At 62.6% G+C, this 17,165-nt stretch carries 16 protein-coding genes; 1 reads left to right on the top strand and 15 read right to left on the bottom strand.

The window, feature by feature from the left end; genetic code table 11:
• Positions 1–38: 38 nt before the first annotated feature.
• The 15 genes from PGC08_RS05415 to PGC08_RS05345 form a co-directional block, all read right to left on the bottom strand.
• A complete protein-coding gene (locus PGC08_RS05415; RefSeq protein ID WP_271709691.1) occupies positions 39–2,591 on the bottom strand; it encodes an ATP-dependent Clp protease ATP-binding subunit in 2,553 nt (850 codons plus the stop codon).
• A gap of 552 nt (positions 2,592–3,143) precedes the next feature.
• Entirely contained in the window at positions 3,144–3,482 is a 339-nt protein-coding gene (locus PGC08_RS05410) for a histone-like nucleoid-structuring protein Lsr2 (RefSeq protein ID WP_143922051.1), read from the bottom strand.
• Positions 3,448–3,693, bottom strand: a complete 246-nt coding sequence (locus PGC08_RS05405; RefSeq protein ID WP_271709690.1) for a hypothetical protein — start codon at positions 3,691–3,693, stop codon at positions 3,448–3,450. The genes PGC08_RS05410 and PGC08_RS05405 overlap by 35 nt, the downstream gene beginning before the upstream one ends.
• Positions 3,694–3,697: 4 nt before the next feature.
• Entirely contained in the window at positions 3,698–5,257 is a 1,560-nt protein-coding gene (lysS, locus tag PGC08_RS05400) for a lysine--tRNA ligase (protein WP_271709689.1), read from the bottom strand.
• Positions 5,258–5,339: 82 nt separating this feature from the next.
• Positions 5,340–6,245 carry a Rossmann-like and DUF2520 domain-containing protein gene (locus PGC08_RS05395; protein ID WP_271709688.1) on the bottom strand — a complete coding sequence of 302 codons (906 nt, stop codon included), beginning with the start codon at positions 6,243–6,245 and terminating at the stop codon, positions 5,340–5,342.
• A complete protein-coding gene (locus tag PGC08_RS05390; protein ID WP_271709687.1) occupies positions 6,242–8,107 on the bottom strand; it encodes a PH domain-containing protein in 1,866 nt (621 codons plus the stop codon). Before PGC08_RS05390 ends, PGC08_RS05395 begins: the two co-directional genes overlap by 4 nt.
• Positions 8,108–8,109: 2 nt before the next feature.
• Entirely contained in the window at positions 8,110–8,610 is a 501-nt protein-coding gene (locus PGC08_RS05385; protein WP_271709686.1) for a PH domain-containing protein, read from the bottom strand.
• Positions 8,607–9,068: a DUF3180 domain-containing protein gene (locus PGC08_RS05380; RefSeq protein WP_143922057.1), complete on the bottom strand. Its 462-nt coding sequence runs from the start codon at positions 9,066–9,068 to the stop codon at positions 8,607–8,609. The genes PGC08_RS05385 and PGC08_RS05380 overlap by 4 nt, the downstream gene beginning before the upstream one ends.
• A 28-nt stretch (positions 9,069–9,096) precedes the next feature.
• On the bottom strand, positions 9,097–10,026 hold the full coding sequence (gene folK / locus PGC08_RS05375; protein WP_271709685.1) for a 2-amino-4-hydroxy-6-hydroxymethyldihydropteridine diphosphokinase: 930 nt from the start codon (positions 10,024–10,026) through the stop codon (positions 9,097–9,099).
• Positions 10,023–10,907 carry a dihydropteroate synthase gene (folP, locus tag PGC08_RS05370; RefSeq protein WP_271709684.1) on the bottom strand — a complete coding sequence of 295 codons (885 nt, stop codon included), beginning with the start codon at positions 10,905–10,907 and terminating at the stop codon, positions 10,023–10,025. The genes folK and folP overlap by 4 nt, the downstream gene beginning before the upstream one ends.
• 9 nt (positions 10,908–10,916) lie before the next feature.
• On the bottom strand, positions 10,917–11,540 hold the full coding sequence (gene folE, locus PGC08_RS05365; RefSeq protein ID WP_271709683.1) for a GTP cyclohydrolase I FolE: 624 nt from the start codon (positions 11,538–11,540) through the stop codon (positions 10,917–10,919).
• Positions 11,540–13,714, bottom strand: a complete 2,175-nt coding sequence (gene ftsH / locus PGC08_RS05360) for an ATP-dependent zinc metalloprotease FtsH (RefSeq protein WP_009883402.1) — start codon at positions 13,712–13,714, stop codon at positions 11,540–11,542. Before ftsH ends, folE begins: the two co-directional genes overlap by 1 nt.
• Before the next feature lie 167 nt (positions 13,715–13,881).
• The gene (gene hpt, locus PGC08_RS05355) at positions 13,882–14,433 is read right to left on the bottom strand and encodes a hypoxanthine phosphoribosyltransferase (protein ID WP_009883401.1); all 552 of its coding nucleotides are present in this window, start codon (positions 14,431–14,433) and stop codon (positions 13,882–13,884) included.
• 47 nt (positions 14,434–14,480) lie between these two features.
• The gene (locus tag PGC08_RS05350; RefSeq protein WP_271709682.1) at positions 14,481–15,497 is read right to left on the bottom strand and encodes an MFS transporter; all 1,017 of its coding nucleotides are present in this window, start codon (positions 15,495–15,497) and stop codon (positions 14,481–14,483) included.
• Positions 15,428–15,763 carry a hypothetical protein gene (locus tag PGC08_RS05345; protein WP_271709681.1) on the bottom strand — a complete coding sequence of 112 codons (336 nt, stop codon included), beginning with the start codon at positions 15,761–15,763 and terminating at the stop codon, positions 15,428–15,430. Before PGC08_RS05345 ends, PGC08_RS05350 begins: the two co-directional genes overlap by 70 nt.
• 162 nt (positions 15,764–15,925) lie before the next feature.
• On the opposite strand from PGC08_RS05345, the gene PGC08_RS05340 reads away from it, so the two are divergent.
• Positions 15,926–17,161, top strand: coding sequence for an amidohydrolase family protein (locus PGC08_RS05340; RefSeq protein WP_226825674.1), 1,236 nt, complete (start codon positions 15,926–15,928; stop codon positions 17,159–17,161).
• Positions 17,162–17,165: the final 4 nt, after the last annotated feature.

Below are 17,165 nucleotides of genomic sequence, written 5' to 3'. Positions count from 1 at the left end.
GCTGTGTCCCCGGGCCTCTTCAGCACTCTAGAAGGAGATCAGGACACGGAGCTTCCCGATCCGCTGCCACCGGACGAACCGGCACCAGCGAGTTCTCCACCGGAACCGGAATCATCCGGACCGCTGGCGGCAATGCTCTCGGTCTCCACGCCGTCGAACGTGAATTCCGCTTCCTTGCCCTCTCCCTTGACGTCGACCTTGATGGTCTGACCGCTGCCGATCTCCTTGAACAGGATCTTCTCGGACAGGTGGTCCTCGATCTCGAGCTGGATCGTCCGACGCAGCGGACGAGCGCCCAAGACCGGATCGTAGCCACGGTCGGCCAGAAGACTCTTGGCCGCATCGCTGACGTCGACCTTCATGCCCTGATCGGCCAGACGGGCGTCCAGACGTGCCAAGAACTGATCGACGATCTGCAGAATCTCTTCCTTGTTCAGCTGAGGGAAGACGATAGTGTCATCGACACGGTTGAGGAACTCGGGGCGGAAGTGCTGCTTGAGCTCCTCGTTGACCTTCTGCTTCATGCGCTCGTAGTTGTTGTTCGTGTTGCCCTCAACCTGGAAGCCCAGCTGCAGGCCACTCGAGATGTCTCGAGTACCCAGGTTGGTGGTCATGATGATGATGGTGTTCTTGAAGTCCACCTCACGACCCTGCGAGTCGGTCAGACGGCCATCTTCGAGGATCTGCAGCAACGAGTTGAAGATATCCGAGTGAGCCTTCTCCACCTCGTCGAAGAGGACGACTGAGAACGGTTTGCGACGGACCTTCTCCGTCAGTTGGCCGCCCTCTTCGTAGCCCACATAGCCGGGAGGAGAACCGAAGAGTCGCGACACGGTGTGCTTCTCCGAGTACTCCGACATGTCCAGGCTGATGAGCGAATCCTCATCACCGAACAGGAACTCCGACAGAGCCTTCGCCAGCTCGGTTTTGCCGACACCGGTGGGGCCAGCGAAGATGAACGAGCCGGAGGGGCGCTTCGGATCCTTCAGACCCGCACGGGTCCGCCGGATGGCACGGGAGATCGACTTGACCGCGTCGTTCTGCCCGATGATGCGCTTGTGCAGCTCGTCTTCCATCCGCAGCAGACGCGAGGACTCTTCCTCGGTGAGCTTGAAGATCGGAATACCGGTGGCTGCCGCCAGCACCTCGGCGATCAGCTCCGCGTCGACGACTGCAGAGGTGTCCTTGCCGCTCTTGCGCCAGGCTTCAGTCTGTTCGTCCTTGTCCTGCTGCAGCTTCATCTCTGCATCACGCTCAGACGCCGCGAGCTCAAAGTCCTGAGCGTCGATGGCGGCTTCCTTGCGGTGACGGGCCTCGAGGATCTGCTCCTCCAGGTCGCGGATCTCCTGCGGCACCGACAGACGCGAGATGCGCAGCTTGGCACCTGCTTCGTCGATGAGGTCGATCGCCTTGTCCGGCAGGTACCTGTCGTTGACATAGCGATCCGACATGTTCACGGCGGCCGAGAGTGCACCTTCCGTGATCGTGACCTTGTGGTGCGCCTCGTACTTGTCGCGCAGACCCTTGAGGATCTCGATCGAATGCGCCAGCGATGGTTCGGGAACCTGAATCGGCTGGAAGCGACGTTCGAGAGCAGCGTCCTTCTCGATGTGCTTGCGGTACTCATCGAGAGTTGTCGCACCGATCGTCTGCAGCTCGCCTCGCGCCAGCATGGGCTTGAGAATCGAAGCAGCGTCGATGGCACCTTCAGCAGCACCCGCACCCACCAGAGTGTGGATCTCGTCGATGAAGAGGATGATGTCGCCGCGTGTGCGGATCTCCTTGAGGACCTTCTTCAGGCGTTCCTCGAAGTCACCGCGGTAGCGGGAGCCTGCCACCAGTGAACCGAGGTCCAAGGTGTAGAGCTGCTTGTCCTCGAGAATCTCCGGAACTTCGCCGTTGACGATCGCCAAGGCGAGTCCTTCGACCACTGCGGTCTTGCCGACACCGGGTTCACCGATGAGGACAGGGTTGTTCTTGGTCCGCCGCGACAGGATCTGCATCACGCGCTGCATCTGCTCGTGCCGGCCGATGACAGGATCGAGGTTGCCTTCGCGGGCGGCTGCGGTCAGGTTCGTTCCGAACTGGTCGAGGACGAGCGAACCGGAAGGGGTTCCCTCCTCGCGTCCACCTGCGGAGACGGGCTCCTTGCCCTGGTAGCCCGACAGAAGCTTGATGACTTCCTGGCGGACTCGTCCCAGATCGGCGCCCAGCTTGACGAGCACCTGTGCGGCAACGCCTTCGCCCTCGCGGATCAGACCGAGCAGGATGTGCTCGGTTCCGATGTAGCTGTGTCCCAGCTGCAGCGCCTCACGAAGGCTGAGCTCGAGGACCTTCTTGGCACGCGGGGTGAACGGGATGTGCCCGCTCGGGGCCTGCTGCCCCTGTCCGATGATCTCCTGGACCTGGTCGCGCACCTGCTCAAGGGAGATGTCCATTCCCTCGAGTGCTTTGGCTGCCAGGCCCTCACCCTCGTGGATCAGGCCGAGCAGGATGTGCTCGGTTCCGATGTAGTTATGTTTGAGTAGTTTGGCTTCTTCCTGGGCAAGCACTACCACTCGGCGTGCTCGGTCAGTGAACCGCTCGAACATATTCACCCTCCTCGGTCTTGTTATTCTTTAGAGCCTAACGACCATTGGCCACGATCTATTGCACGTTTCGCCATCAGCCGAAACCGTTTGGCTGTGGGCGAAATTCGGTGTTCGCCCCTTCGTCGCTCTTCTGCACGACATACTGCCGCCCCGTCCTGCGCAGATTCAGGTTCTCCGTGTTGCCCAGGTGTGTCGATTCCGTACTTCACAACGGGAAATCGAGATACTCCATAAATTGCTGCGGACACAGATTACCGCGGACGGGAATTGAGTAAATCGTCTTACTTTACTGTCGGCGATCAAGTGACAACTTGATCGCAGTCAACCGTCATATTCGACAACTGTGCTGGGGGGTCATCCAATCCAACGTCATCCGCGGGGCGGATATTCCGGCGCCGACTCCGGAAGCCCGGGTTGCGAAACTCATAAGCGAAAACACTGAAGGACCAACGGTTCACCCGTTGGTCCTTCAGGAAGCGATTATCGAATCAGTCGCAATCAATCGATTCGCTATACCGCTTCAGTTATCGGCGGCGACTGGATTCAGTCGGATCAGCTGTCTGCAGCTTCATATGCCTGGACGATTTCAAGCGGAATGCGTCCGCGATCGCCCAGCTGGTAACCGTTTGCCTGTGCCCATTCGCGGATCTTGGCAGTGTCGCGCTTCGGACCCGCGGTGGAGCCGGCCCCTGCACGACGTCCGCGGCCACCCGGGTTGGCTACCCGACGAGCCTTGGCGATGAAAGGGGCGAAAGTTTCACGGAGCTTTTCGGCATTCTCTGTCGACAGTTCGAGTTCGTAGGTACCTTGGTCGAGGCTGAAGCGAACGGTTTCCGACGCCTCCGAGCCATCGAAATCATCCGTGAGAACGAGTCGCATCTCCCTTGCCATGTTCACTCTTTTCATAATCAGAAGTATTTGTCGCAGTCATCTTAACATCTGATTCATGATTATCGCCTAATTCGCTAACCTCATGCTCTGAATAGAATTTATCGATCTGCTCTCGTTCTGTCCGGTCTGCACGCAGGATGTTTCTCATCACGTACCAGAACAGCAAACCAACACAGATCGATGGCAATAGTGCCTTCATCAGATCCATCATGTGCTCAACCTTCCTCAGTCATTTCCGAATTACCGGTGGCAATTGGCTTCGTGAATGGGAAGAGAATCGTCTCTCGAATTCCCAGGCCGGTCAAAGCCATGAGCAGACGATCAAGCCCCATTCCCATACCGCCGGTCGGCGGCATTCCGTGTTCCATCGCGGTGAGGAATTCCTCGTCGAGCCCCATCGCCTCTTCATCACCCTTCGCTGCGTCGGCCGCCTGAGCCTCGAACCGTTCACGCTGAATGACAGGGTCGACGAGCTCGGAATAGCCTGTGGCCAATTCGAAGCCGCGAACATAGAGGTCCCACTTCTCCACGACGCCCTTCTTGGTCCGGTGTTCACGGACCAGAGGTGAGGTGTCGACGGGGAAGTCGGTGACGAATGTCGGCATCCACAGCTTGTCCTGGTAGAAGTGCTCCCACAGTTCCTCGACATATTTGCCATGTGAGCGGAATACTCCACCCAGTTCGACGTTGTTATCGGCTGCGATCTTGTCGAGGACGTCGAGTCCGGTCTCCGGGGTGACTTCGACTCCGGATTCCGCGGACAAGGTCTCGTACATGCTGACGACAGGCCAGTCACCACCGAAGTCGTAGTCCTCACCGTCTCCCAACTTCACCACGAGAGATCCGGTGGCGTCCTGAGCCGCGTTCTGGACCAGCGTCTTCGTCAGTTCGGCGATCGAATGGTAGTCGCCGTAGGACTGGTAGGCCTCGAGCATCGCGAACTCAGGTGAGTGCGTGGAGTCGGCGCCTTCGTTGCGGAAATTGCGATTGATCTCGAAGACGTTCTCGATGCCGCCGACGATCGCCCGTTTGAGGAAGAGCTCCGGCGCGATGCGCAGGAACATATCGATGTCATAGGCATTCATGTGTGTCTTGAATGGACGTGCTGCAGCACCACCGTGCATGAACTGGAGCATCGGAGTCTCGATCTCGACGAACTCCTGTTCTGCGAACGTCCGACGCAGGGACGACATGACCTCTGCTCGGGCCAGCATGTTCTTCCGTGCGTCTTCGCGGGTGATCAGGTCGAGGTAGCGCTGACGCACACGAGTGTCCTCGGCCAGTTCGGTGTGCAGTCCCGGCAGCGGACGCAGCGCCTTGCTGGCCATCGACCAGGAATCGGCAAGCACCGAGAGTTCGCCGCGTTTGGACTTGATGACCTTGCCGTGGACGAACAGGAAGTCGCCCAGATCGACGTCGGTCTTGAAGTCGCCGAGTCGTTCCTCCCCCACTTCACGCAGAGACAGCATGCCCTGAAGGCGCGTCCCATCTCCCGACTGCAGGGTCACGAAGCAGAGTTTGCCCGTTGTCCGGACGAACACGACACGGCCGACGACGCCGACGATGTCCTCGGTCTCGTCGCCGACTTCCAGCCCGTCATGCGCGGCATGAACCTCGGCGAGGGTGTGCGTGCGAGGAATTCCGACCGGATAGGCATCGGTGTCGGAGTCTAAGAGCCGCTGGCGCTTTTCCTTACGGATCCGGATCTGTTCGGGATCGAGATGCTCGGGTGAAAGGTCTGCGTTTTCGGGCGTGTTCGACTCGGTATCTGCCATACCCTCCAGGCTACCGTGAGCGCGGCCCCAGGGGGAATTCGAAAACGACCGCCGGACCCGGCAAGCAGTTCCAGCACGTCGTTCAGTCGAGTCGGGACAGGATCTCCTGCGCCTGCGACTCCGTGATCCGTCCCAAGCTCAGCGCCTTGGCAGTCGTCGATCTGGCCAGCGCTATGTAGCTGTTGCGTGCCGCGGGGCTGGAGACGTTGAGACTGAACTCACTGAGCGCTGCCAGGTGCGCGGAGACCGTGCCCACGTCTCCGCGGCTGACAGGTCCCGTCAGGGCCTTCGGGCCGTTCTGCAGGGTGTTCGTCACGCTCGCGTCGACGAGGGCTGTGAGCACACGTGAAGGGTCGCTGACTCCCGCCTCGGCGAGCATCTCCATCGCTTCGCTGATGATCGTGATCGAGTGGTTGGAGGCGTGGGTGATGGCTGCATGGTAGAGCGGACGGTCGGCCTCGGCCACGTCAATCGGCTCGGCGCCCATTTCGACGACGAGGGCCTGGCCCACCGGACGGATCGGTGCAGGCGCGGTGACGGCGATCGTCGACTGCCGCAGGCGTGGAAGATCGACCGCGGTACCGGTGAAAGACAGCGATGGATGCAGTGCGATCGGCAGAGCGCCGAGGCTGGTCCCGGCTTCGAGGACGTCCGTTCCGTACCGGCCCGAGCAGTGAACAAGGATCTGCCCCGAATGGATTCGTGACACCTTCGCTAGGCCGCTGACGAGGGATTCGATCTCATCATCGGGGACAGTCAGGAGCAGAAGCTCCGCACGGTCTGCGACATCGTCCGGTGGCAGGACGGGCACTCCTGGCAGCATCTCCTCGGCCCATTGCAGGCTGGTCGCCGAGGTGGCACTGACACCGATGATGGCATGACCGGCTTCGCGCCAGGCAGCTCCGATGGTCGCGCCGACCTTCCCACAGCCGATGATTCCGATCCCCAGACGAGGGGCCCCGTCCTGGCCCATTCCTGCGTGGCTCATGGCCTGCCTTCCTTGGCCCTGCGGGCTTCCTCGTCGTAACGCTGCCGCGCGAGTCGCGTCCGGTTCGAGTGCTCGCTGAAGAACCGCTTCGCCTCGTCGACACTCTGATGGGTGACGCGGGGGTCGATGGGACCAGCCGTGGAGTGCACGGCGACCGTGCCCAGACCCAGCGCGCGCATGAGCGGACCCTGCTGATAGCTCATCGACTGCACGCGCACATGCGGCACGAAGTCGACTCGACGGTCAAGGACACCCATTCGCAGCACGAGCAGGGAACCGGTCACGACATAGGCCCGCCGCTTCCACACCAAGGGGTCGATGAGCCGGGAGGAACGGGGCTGACCGTGGAAGAGCTCTTCTGCGGCTTCGGCCTGCGGGTCCTCGGACTTGCGGTCGTACATGGCTGATCGCACAAGGGACGCGGCGCTGAGCTCGTCTGGCATCTGCGGATCCGGGAGCGCGAGGCCGACCATAAGCAGTGCCTGATCGATGTCGCCGACGGGCAGCAGAATGTTCGTTTCGCCCGAGCCTCCGGCGCTGGCGAGGTTGTATTCGACCTTCCACCAGCCTGCCCACCGCCACAGCAACGGCTGATGGAGGCACACGGCCTGCAGACGATCCAGTGGGATCACCTTGCGGGAGGTAGAGACGAGCCCGTGGTTGACGGCCAGTCCGTTCTCTCCCAGCTTGACCACGAAGTTCGCGTTGTCAAGGTTCTTCCTGAAGGCGGAGAAAGCAGCGAAGAGGCCGGGGATGACTGCGACGAGCATCGGGATGAAGGCCTCGGTCAGCCCCATAGCCAGGAGAACGATGGCTGCGGCGATGACGATGAGGACGACCAAGACCGAGATGATCGTCTCTGACTTCAACAGCGATGAGACCACGACCCGGTGCACGGGCACGCGGACGATCTCGCCTTCGTCACTGACGTCGGCGGAGACATCGTATGGAGCCAGAAGTTCGTTGAGGCTGGACTCCGCCTCCTGTGAGGCCCCTTCGGCCAGTGAGCCGAGGCGTTTGCTCAGGCGTACGCCGATGCTGTCATCGCGACGTTCGGGTACGCTGCGATCGATTGCGGGCTCGGCACCGGAATCGCCGGGTGCACCCGTGGCTTCGGCCTCGCCGGGTGCTCCGGCTTCAGTTCCGGCGGGCGCACCGACTGCGTCCGGAGCTGTGCCAGGGACCGCGGCGGCGGATCCTCCCGAGGTCGGGGTTCGTTCCCCCTGGTGAGCTCCTTGCTTCTTCTCGCGGACAGCGGCGAGAAGCTCGTCCCGCAGTCCTTCGGCACGCTTCTTCGACAGGTACTTCAGGGAGATGTTGGAGTGTGTTCCTCCGGCGACGTCGAAGACGAGTTCCGCCATTCCCAGCAGTCGGGGCAGCAGCTTCTGCTGCAGGTCGATCGACTGCACGCGGTCGAGCCTGGCTTTGCGCAGCTTCTTCGACAGCAGACCGCGCCGATAGTAGATGGACTCGGAATCGATCCGATAGCCCATCACCCTCCAGGCCAACCAGCTGAAGAGTGCGGTGATGAGGAGGATGAGCACGAGCCCTCCGACGCCGCCGAGGATGACGAGGGGGTGGGTGCGCAGCCAACCGGCGAATCCCATGTCGATGTCATCGCCCCTGGCCAGGTTTTCGATGGCAGTCTGCGCAAAGTTCTGGAGACCGTAGGCGGCCGCGATGAAGATACCTACGAGCACGGCGAAGCTTTCGAGAATCGGTGTCAGGGGATGGACCCTGTGCCACACCTCGGTAGCCGCCGCGTCCTGGACTGTGAGCTCAGCTGCCGACTCCCTCGCGGGTTCGGCTGCGGGATCACCCGTGGGTTCGGGAGCTTGGCCGTTGAGTCCGTCCTCGGTCATGCTCACAGCCCTGCCAAGTTGGCCTGGCCCAGGCCGGCGAGGCTGTCGCGCAGACGATCGGCTTCGGCGCGTGGCAATCCCGGAATGGTGGCATCTGTGGCCGCCGAGGCAGTATGAAGTTTGACGCTGGCCAGGCCGAACATGCGATCGATGGGGCCGGCATTCACGTCGACGAACTGCAGACGTCCGTACGGGACGACCGTGGCCTTGTGGAACATGATTCCGCGCCGAATGAGTAGGTCATCAGCCCTTTCTGCATAGCCGATGGCTTTGGCCTGCCGGATGATGATGACGATGAGGAAGACGGTGAACGCCACAAGTCCGGCCCAGATCGCGTGCAGCCATGGAACTTCGGAGGTGAAGATGATGGCGAAGACGAGAGCCACGATGATCATCGGGACGAGCATCGTCAGAGTCGCGATCGTCTCCTTGAGTCCGTATTTGGAACTGACCCGGTTGAAGTCGGCGTCTGTTCCGGACAGATAGTTGAATTCGCGGCTCATGCTGCTTCAGCTCCTGGGGGATCTTGAGGGGGCAGCTCGCAGAAGCCTTCGACGATCAGGCCGACGATCATCAATGCTGCGGCTGCGATCATAGCGAAAAGCATACCTGCCGCCAAATCATTGCGGATGCCGGGTGCGGACAGGAAGTAGTAGGCGGCGTTGCCCATATACCAACCGGCTAATCCGGCCCCTGTCAGGGCACTGGCCTTGGCCATGACGGCTACGCGGGCTGCTTGGAGAGGGTCGATCTCCTTGGTCCGGTCACCGTCATTCCATTTCTTGATCGGCCAACCCAGGACCAGCAGGACTGCAGCGAGTATGAGCATACCGATGATGGCGAACCAGGGCAGCCCCGGCAGAGCGAAGCCCTGACTCTCCAGCAGCACGTCGACCGTCGGCGCCACCACGGCGCCGATGACGGCCCAGATGACGAGAGTCCCCGACGAAGTTCGCTGCATAGCTCCAAGTCTCTCAAATCCTGGCCCCTTATGGGGCCGGGATCCGCGTGATTTCCTGGTCACCCAGCTCGCTCAGGACGGCGGTGATCGGTCGCGGACCGGTGGGTGTGTGGATTTCTGCGGCCGCATCGAGCTCGGCCCATGGTGCGAGGACGAATGCACGTTCGTGCGCGCGTGGATGGGGCAGGGTCAGGGAGTCGGTGTCGAGGATGAGCTCTGCCTGCTCGGCGCCGAAGCGGATCAGGTCGATGTCGAGGGTGCGGGGTCCCCAGCGCAGTTCCCGGGTCCGGCCGCAGGCGACTTCGATTCCCTGTGCCACGGCTAGGAGTTGTGGGGCGGGCAGGCTGGTGGCCACGATGATGCCCAGGTTGAGGAAGTCGTTCTGGTCGACTCCGCCCCAGGGTGCGGTGCGATACAGGGAGGATCGCCTGAGCACGGTGATCTTGGGATGTCGATCGAGTGCGGCAACGGCTTGCTCGAGTGTTTCCGCCGCATCGCCGAGGTTGGCCCCGAGATTGAGGTAGGCCTCTGTCTCGGCAGGCTCGGTCCCTGCAGGCTCATCATCGACTGTGTTGGTCGCGGCGGCGTCTATGGTGTCGCGAGAACGGGCGACGGTGACGCTGACGTCGTTGAAGCTGCGCTGGATCGGTGCTCCGGGCTTATGGACGACAACCTCGACATGTTCGGCCAGGCTCAGGCAGTGCTCGGCGATCCGGGCGGCCAGGGTCTCGATGAGGTCGAAGGTGTTGTCTTCGACGATGTGTGCGACGTCTTCGGCCAGTTCGCCGTAGTGGACGGTGTCGGCGATGTCGTCGGTGGCCGCGGCCCGCGATATGGAGGTGTGCAGGGTGACGTCGATGACGAAGTCCTGGCCCTCACGCTTCTCGAAGTCGAAGACTCCGTGGTTGCCGCGCACTCTCAGCCCGCGCAGTTCGATGCGGTCCGAATCGGGACTCATGCCTCTCCCTCCGCTGTACGCTCAACCGAAGCTGTACGCTCATCCGGAGTGGCTGCCGGGGCATGTGAGTTCACGGCGTGAATGACCTTGGCCGCGATCGCCGAGGTGGAAGGTTCGTGGACGCGCACCGCCCACGCTCCTGCCCTGGCCGACAGGGCCGAGATCGCGGCCGTGGCCTGATCCTTCGCCGTCTCCTCGGCGAGTTTCGGGTCCTGCGGTGAGAGCAGGGTGGAGATGAAGCGTTTGCGGCTGGCGGCGACGAGGAGCCGATGATCCAGATCCGCAAAATCGTCAAGGGCTCCGAGGATCTGCCAGTTGTGTTCGGCGTTCTTCGAGAAGCCCAGGCCCGGGTCGAGGATGATGTTCTCATGCTTCACACCCGCGGCCGTCGCTTCGTCGATTCTCGTCTTCAGCTCCGTGATCACCTCGGCGACGACATCGTCGTAGTGGAAGGACGCCGATGCACGGTCGAGGTAGCCTCGCCAGTGCATGAGCACGACCGGGGCCGCGGTCTCGGCGGCAACGGTCAGCATCGTCGGATCGGAGAGCCCCGCGGAGACGTCGTTGATGATGTGGGCGCCGACATCCAGTGATGCCTCTGCGACCTTGGCTCGCATGGTGTCGACGCTGATGACGGCACCTGCAGCGGCCAGCTCTCTGATGACTGGGACGACGCGGCGCAGCTCCTCCGCCTCATCGACTCGAACCGAGCCGGGGCGAGTGGACTCCCCTCCGACATCGATGATGTCTGCGTCCGAGTGCAGCAGTTGAAAACCGTGGGCGATGGCGGCGTCGTGGTCGAAGTAGCGACCGCCGTCGGAGAAGGAGTCGGGCGTGACGTTGAGGACGCCCATGATCTTCGTGCGTTCCGGTGTGGGCATGTGCGACCTCTATCTCCGGATGATCAGACTCATGGCTTCTGCTCGGGATGCCGTTTCGCGCAGCTGCCCGCGCACCGCCGAGGTGATGGTCGAGGCGCCCGGCTTGCGGACTCCTCGCATGGTCATGCACAGATGTTCTGCCTCGACGACGACGATCGCGCCCTGCGGCTCGAGGTGTTCGACGAGCGCATCGGCGATCTGAGTCGTCAGCCGCTCCTGGACCTGGGGCCGACGAGCATAGATCTCAACCAGCCGTGCCAGTTTGGACAGCCCGGTGACCTTGCCGTTCTTGCTCGGGATGTAGCCGATGTGAGCGACTCCGTGGAACGGCACCAGGTGGTGTTCGCACGTCGAGTACAGGTCGATGTCGCGCACGAGGACCATCTCCTCGTGACTGATGTCGAACGTTACGCCCAGCACCTCGGCTGGGTCCCGGTGGAGCCCGGCGAAGACCTCTTCATAGGCACGCGCGACCCTGTCCGGGGTCTCGACCAGACCTTCACGATCTGGATCCTCGCCGACGGCGATGAGGATCTCACGCACTGCGGCGGCGATCCTCGCCTGATCGACCTTGTTGCCGGTACCGGCAGGCGCCTCACCGAGGATCTCCGGTACCCCTTCGAGCTCAGACATCAGTAGCCGCTCTCCCTGCCGCCGTCGGAATTGTTCGGGCCACCTGGATTCGTCGGACCCTCAGGACCGGTGCCGGGTGCGCCGTGTGGACCGGTCGGTCCGGTCGGATCATTGGGGTTGATCGGACCCGTGGGGTTGTGCGGAACGTGAGGTCCGTTCACACCCGTCGGACCGGCGCCCGGTACGTCGGTGGTGTCGACTTCCGAGTTGCCGTGGCCCTTGCCGCTGCGGTCGCCGCTGAGCGGTGCCGGCGGATCGATCGGGCCGCGTTCGGATACCGGACGTTCATCGTTGGCCAGCCACACATCGCGTGTGGGGCGCTTGACGATGGGGGTGAAGATCTCAGCCAAAGCCGCCTGATCGAGGGTCTCTCGCTCGAGCAGCTGGTAGGCGAGGTCGTCGAGAACGTCGCGGTTGTGCGTCAGCGCCCAGTAGGCGTCGGCGTGGGCTGCGTCGATGATCTCTCTTACCTCACGGTCGATCGAGGACAGCGTTGCGTCACCGTACTCGTCTCCCCCGCCGTAGCCGCGTCCGGCAAATGGTTCGCCCTGGTCATCGCCGATCTTGACCATGCCCAGTTTGTCGCTCATGCCGTATTGGGTGACCATCTTGCGGGCGATGTTCGTCGCCTTCTCGATGTCGTTGCTGGCGCCGGTGGTGGGGTCGTGGAAGACGACTTCCTCGGCGACTCGGCCGCCCATGGCGTAGGCCAGCTGGTCGAGGAGTTCGTTGCGGGTCGTGGAGTACTTGTCCTCGCTCGGCATGACCATTGTGTAGCCCAGGGCTCGACCGCGAGGCAGGATCGTGACCTTGGTGACCGGGTCAGTCTGGTTCATCGCCGCAGCCACCAGGGCGTGTCCGCCCTCGTGGTAAGCGGTGATGAGGCGTTCTTTGTCGTTCATCAGACGGGTCCGCTTCTGCGGTCCGGCGATGACGCGGTCGATGGCCTCATCGAGGATGCGGTTGTCGATGACCTTCGAGTTCTCACGCGCGGTCAGCAGGGCTGCCTCGTTGAGGACGTTGGCCAGGTCAGCACCGGAGAAGCCGGGAGTGCGTTTGGCGATCTGTCCCAGGTCCACATCGTCCGCGAGCGGTTTGCCTTCGGAGTGGACCTCGAGGATGTGCTCACGGCCCTTCATGTCCGGGGCCTCGACAGGGATCTGACGGTCGAAGCGGCCGGGGCGCAGAAGTGCGGGGTCGAGCACGTCGGGACGGTTGGTCGCGGCGATGAGGATGACGTTGGTCTTGACGTCGAAGCCGTCCATTTCGACCAGAAGCTGGTTGAGTGTCTGCTCGCGCTCGTCGTGGCCGCCGCCCATGCCGGCACCGCGCTGGCGGCCGACGGCGTCGATCTCATCGATGAAGATGATGCAGGGGGCGTTGGTCTTGGCCTGCTCGAACAGGTCGCGCACACGTGAGGCGCCGACACCGACGTACATTTCGACGAAGTCCGAACCAGAGATCGAGTAGAAGGGAACGCCTGCTTCACCGGCCACAGCCTTCGCGAGCAGGGTCTTACCGGTACCGGGCTGACCGTAGAGGAGGACACCCTTGGGGATCTTGGCACCGACGGCTTTGAACTTCTCCGGTTCGGCCAGGAACTCCTTGATCTCTTCGAGCTCTTCGAGAGCCTCGTCGACTCCGGCGACGTCCTTGAAGGTGACGTCCGGATTCTCCTTGTTGACCAGCTTCGCCTTCGATTTGCCGAAGTTCATCATCTTCCCGCCCGACATCTGCGAGATGAGGAACCAGAAGACAACGAAGATGATGACGAAGGGGATCAGAGTTCCCAGCAGGGACATGAGCCAGCTCTGCTTGGGCACCTCGTCGGTGTAGCCCTTGCTGGGCTCGGCCGAGTCCACGGCCTTGACGATCTGCTCTCCACGCTGCTCCACGTAGAAGAACTGGACCTTCTTGCCGAAGTCCTGGTCGTCGATGGTGAGGTCGTCCTTGAGGGTCAGGTCGACGCGCTGATCCTTGTCGACGATCTTCGCCTGTTCGACCTTGTCGTCTTGGAGAAGCTCGAGACCTTTCTGGGTGTCGATCTGGCTGAATCCGACTCGGCTGAAGAGCAGAGCACCAATGGACACTACGAGGAGTGCCAGAACGATCCAGACCAATGGGCCTTTCGTCGCCTTGTTGAGCAGTGGGCGACGCTTATTCGACTCGGCCATAAGTCCTCTCAGGAAAAAGATGTGGGCAACCTGTTCAGGCTACCGAGGCTGCCTGGGAACATCCCCCACAGCCTAATACCTCGCACTGACATAGCTCGAATGCACCCGGTTTTGTTCCCGGGTGCAGCGAGCTCTCAGCCAATGCGCGGAACGCTCATGCGTTGGGTTCAGCTGTAGACGTGCTGAGCCAGAGTGGCGACGAACGGAACGTTGCGGTACTTCTCCGCGTAGTCGAGTCCGTAGCCGATGACGAATTCGTTGGGCACATCGAAGCCGATGTACTTGACGTCGATGTCGACCTTGACGGCTTCTGGTTTCCGCAGCATCGTGCAGATCTCGACGGTCGCTGCTCCACGTGAGCGCAGGTTCTGGACCAGCCAGGACAGGGTCAGGCCTGAGTCGATGATGTCCTCGACGATGAGCACGTGGCGATCCGAGAGATCCGTGTCGAGGTCCTTGAGGATGCGCACGACACCGGAGGATTTGGTTCCCGAACCGTAGGAGGAGACGGCCATCCAGTCCATGGTGACCGGCGAGTGGATCGCACGGGCCAGGTCCGCCATGACCATGACGGCACCTTTGAGGACACCGACGAGGAGAATGTCCTTGCCCTTGTAGTCTTCATCGATGGCGGTTGCCAGTTCAACGAGTCGTGCGGCTATCTGTTCTTCCGAGACAAGCACTTTTTCGATGTCATTGCCGAGATCGTTGATGTCCACTGCAGTCGTTTCTCCTCGCTTGGGGTGGGGTGTGTCTCCATTATGATTCACTTCCGCCTCGGCATGCCACCGCGAGGGTCTGTTGTGACTCCGTGGGTGCCTGTCGGGACCAGCTCGTCGTCGACCGTGCCCGGGGATGCGGCGAGGAACCCGGTGATGCCCATGAGCGTGGAGACACCGACCATGAACCACAGCGGCACCGTCCATCCGGCGCTGAGTCCCAGCAGACCGCCGACGGCCAGGGGGCCGATCGCGGCCAGCACGTAGCCCGAGGACTGCACGAATGCCGAGGTCCGCGCCGTGATCGCCACGTCGTGGGTGCGGCCGGTGATGAGGGCGAGTGCGGCGGGGAAGGCGAATCCGCCGTAGCCCAGGAGGATCGCCCACAGGATGGGCATGGTGGTCGGAATGAGGAGCAGCCCGAGGTAGCCGCACACGGCGCTGAGTGCGAAGCTGACGAGGAAGAAGCGCGGGAGGATGCTGCGCATGATGATCTGCGGGGCGAGGAATCCACCGGGGATCCCGCCGAGGGTGACGACCGTGAGCATGAGTCCGGCCAGCACCGGGTCGAGGCCCGCATCACGGTAGATCTGCGGCAGCCACCCGAATTGGACGTAGGCGTTGACCGACTGGAGACCGAAGAACATCGCCATGTACCTGGCCTTGGAAGAGGTGAAGATGTGCCGCCGAGGTGGGGCCGCCTCAGGTGCGTCTCCACCGGGTCGATCGAGGCTGGGCACAGATCGAGCGGCCCGGAGGATGATCCAGGTGACCAGTGCGCAGGCCGGTACGAGGGCCCAGATGCCGAGTCCCACCCGCCAGTTGTCGAAGTGGCCCGTGATGGGGGCGGTGAGGAAGGCGGGGAACATTGCACCCAGCCCCAGGGAGACGGTGAATGCGGTGGCGCCGAGGTTGGTTCGGTCGGGAAAGCGCGTCTTCACATAGACGGGCAGGATGACGTTTCCGATGGACATTCCGGCCAGTGCGACCACGGTCAGCCCGGCAAAGCTGAGCCAGCCGTCGACGAGAGCCCGGCTCCCACGCCCACTGTGATGAGCACGCACGTCATCACCAGTGATCCGAACAGTCCGACCTTCTTGAGCACGGGCACGGCGATGAATCCGCAGATCGCGAAGATCAGCCCGGGAAGGGCAGTGAGCAGCCCCGTCTGCCATTCAGCCAGAGCGAAGGCACCTTGGACCTCGGAGAGGACGGGGCCCAACGACGAGGCGGCCGGACGCAGGGAGCAGGCGATGAGAATGAGGGCCGCGAGCGCCAGTACATCGAGGCCCCGCCCCGTACGATGACTGTGTTCCGGCTGAGAGGTCATTGCCTCATCCTTTCAGACGCTCGGGGAACTCGGTCTTCGGGTCCGCTGCCGTACTCGGTGGATCGTCGCCCAAGCAGGGTCGGACCAAACAAGAATACGGTATACCATTTGAAGAGCAAGGTTCCCGCCGACTCCGAGGGTTCCCACCGATATGGAAGGACGATGATGACCATTCTGAGAAATGTGCGGCTCTTCCCCCGCACCGCCGATGCCGAAGCCGTCGATGTCGAGATCAAGGACGGGCGCTTCTCCTCGTTCACCCCGCACAGCTCAGGGACCACCTCGGCGGGAGAGATCGACGGTGCCGGCCGGGCGCTGCTGCCCAGCCTCGGCGACGTCCATGCCCATCTCGATTCGAACCGCATGGGTCAGACCTTCCGCCCCCACACGGCGGACGGCACTCTGCACGGCTACATCATGAACGACCGGGAGAACTGGCGCAGCGGCGAGCGCAGCGTCCGCGACCAGGCCGCCTACGTGATCGCGAAGATCGTCGCCTCCGGAGGCACACGCATCCGTTCGCACACTCAGATCGATGCCGACTGCGGGCTCGAGCGCTTCATCGGCGTCCGCGACGCGCTGGCCGATCATGCCACGGTCCTGGACTCGCAGATCGTGGCGTTCCCGCAGGCAGGCATCGTGCGGGAGAAGGGCGTGAGGGATCTTCTCGACGCGGCCTTGAGCGAAGGTGCCGATCTGGTCGGCGGACTCGACCCACTCCAGTACGATCGCGATCCGGTGGCACATCTCGACGTGGTCTTCGGACTTGCCGAGAAGCACGGCAAGGGCATCGACATCCATCTGCATGAGCGCGGCAGTGCGGGCATCTTCACCTTTGAGGAGATCGCCAACCGCACGAAGGCCCTCGGCTTGGCCGGGCAGGTGACCATCTCCCATGCCTTCGCCCTGAGTTCGAATCCCGAGCCGGAGGTCGAACGGATCATCGAGCTGGTCGCCGAGGCAGGCATCTCTCTGACGACAGTGGCACCGCAGGGCGGCGTGCTTCCGCAACACAGCCTGCGGGAGCAGCGGGTAGCGCTCGGCCTCGGCGAGGACGGACAGCGCGACTACTGGAGCCCCTACGGCGACGGCGACCTGCTGCGCCGGACCTGGCAGCTGGCATTCACCAATGGACACCGCCGGGATGAGGACATCGAGGCCTGCCTCGACATCGCCTCACGCGGTGGAGCTCAGGTGATGGCCGGTGCCCGACCGGATGCAACGGCACTGGTCGATGATGCCCGCTTTGGTCTGGGCATCGGTGCGCCGGCGGACTTCATGTTGGTTCCCGCCGACACGGTCACCTCGGCGATCATGGACTGCCCTGCCGATCGTGACGTCTTCAAGGACGGTCGCCTCGTGGCCACCGACGGTCGACTGGTTGGCGCCGAAGCCTGAGGCA

Source organism: Brevibacterium sp. BDJS002 (assembly GCF_028201555.1).
Classification (GTDB): Bacteria; Actinomycetota; Actinomycetes; order Actinomycetales; family Brevibacteriaceae; genus Brevibacterium; species Brevibacterium aurantiacum.
The sequence above is the reverse complement of the archived record's forward strand: the minus strand, read 5'-3'. Positions and strand labels throughout refer to the sequence as shown.

Excerpts from the sequence above, each read along its gene's own strand:
- PGC08_RS05415 (WP_271709691.1), bottom strand. The coding sequence starts at position 2,591 with ATGTTCGAGCGGTTCACTGACCGAGCACGCCGAGTGGTAGTGCTTGCC.
- PGC08_RS05410 (WP_143922051.1), bottom strand. The coding sequence starts at position 3,482 with ATGGCAAGGGAGATGCGACTCGTTCTCACGGATGATTTCGATGGCTCG.
- PGC08_RS05405 (WP_271709690.1), bottom strand. The coding sequence starts at position 3,693 with ATGATGGATCTGATGAAGGCACTATTGCCATCGATCTGTGTTGGTTTG.
- lysS (WP_271709689.1), bottom strand. The coding sequence starts at position 5,257 with ATGGCAGATACCGAGTCGAACACGCCCGAAAACGCAGACCTTTCACCC.
- PGC08_RS05395 (WP_271709688.1), bottom strand. The coding sequence starts at position 6,245 with ATGAGCCACGCAGGAATGGGCCAGGACGGGGCCCCTCGTCTGGGGATC.
- PGC08_RS05390 (WP_271709687.1), bottom strand. The coding sequence starts at position 8,107 with ATGACCGAGGACGGACTCAACGGCCAAGCTCCCGAACCCACGGGTGAT.
- PGC08_RS05385 (WP_271709686.1), bottom strand. The coding sequence starts at position 8,610 with ATGAGCCGCGAATTCAACTATCTGTCCGGAACAGACGCCGACTTCAAC.
- PGC08_RS05380 (WP_143922057.1), bottom strand. The coding sequence starts at position 9,068 with ATGCAGCGAACTTCGTCGGGGACTCTCGTCATCTGGGCCGTCATCGGC.
- folK (WP_271709685.1), bottom strand. The coding sequence starts at position 10,026 with ATGAGTCCCGATTCGGACCGCATCGAACTGCGCGGGCTGAGAGTGCGC.
- folP (WP_271709684.1), bottom strand. The coding sequence starts at position 10,907 with ATGCCCACACCGGAACGCACGAAGATCATGGGCGTCCTCAACGTCACG.
- folE (WP_271709683.1), bottom strand. The coding sequence starts at position 11,540 with ATGTCTGAGCTCGAAGGGGTACCGGAGATCCTCGGTGAGGCGCCTGCC.
- ftsH (WP_009883402.1), bottom strand. The coding sequence starts at position 13,714 with ATGGCCGAGTCGAATAAGCGTCGCCCACTGCTCAACAAGGCGACGAAA.
- PGC08_RS05345 (WP_271709681.1), bottom strand. The coding sequence starts at position 15,763 with ATGACCTCTCAGCCGGAACACAGTCATCGTACGGGGCGGGGCCTCGAT.
- PGC08_RS05340 (WP_226825674.1), top strand. The coding sequence starts at position 15,926 with ATGATGACCATTCTGAGAAATGTGCGGCTCTTCCCCCGCACCGCCGAT.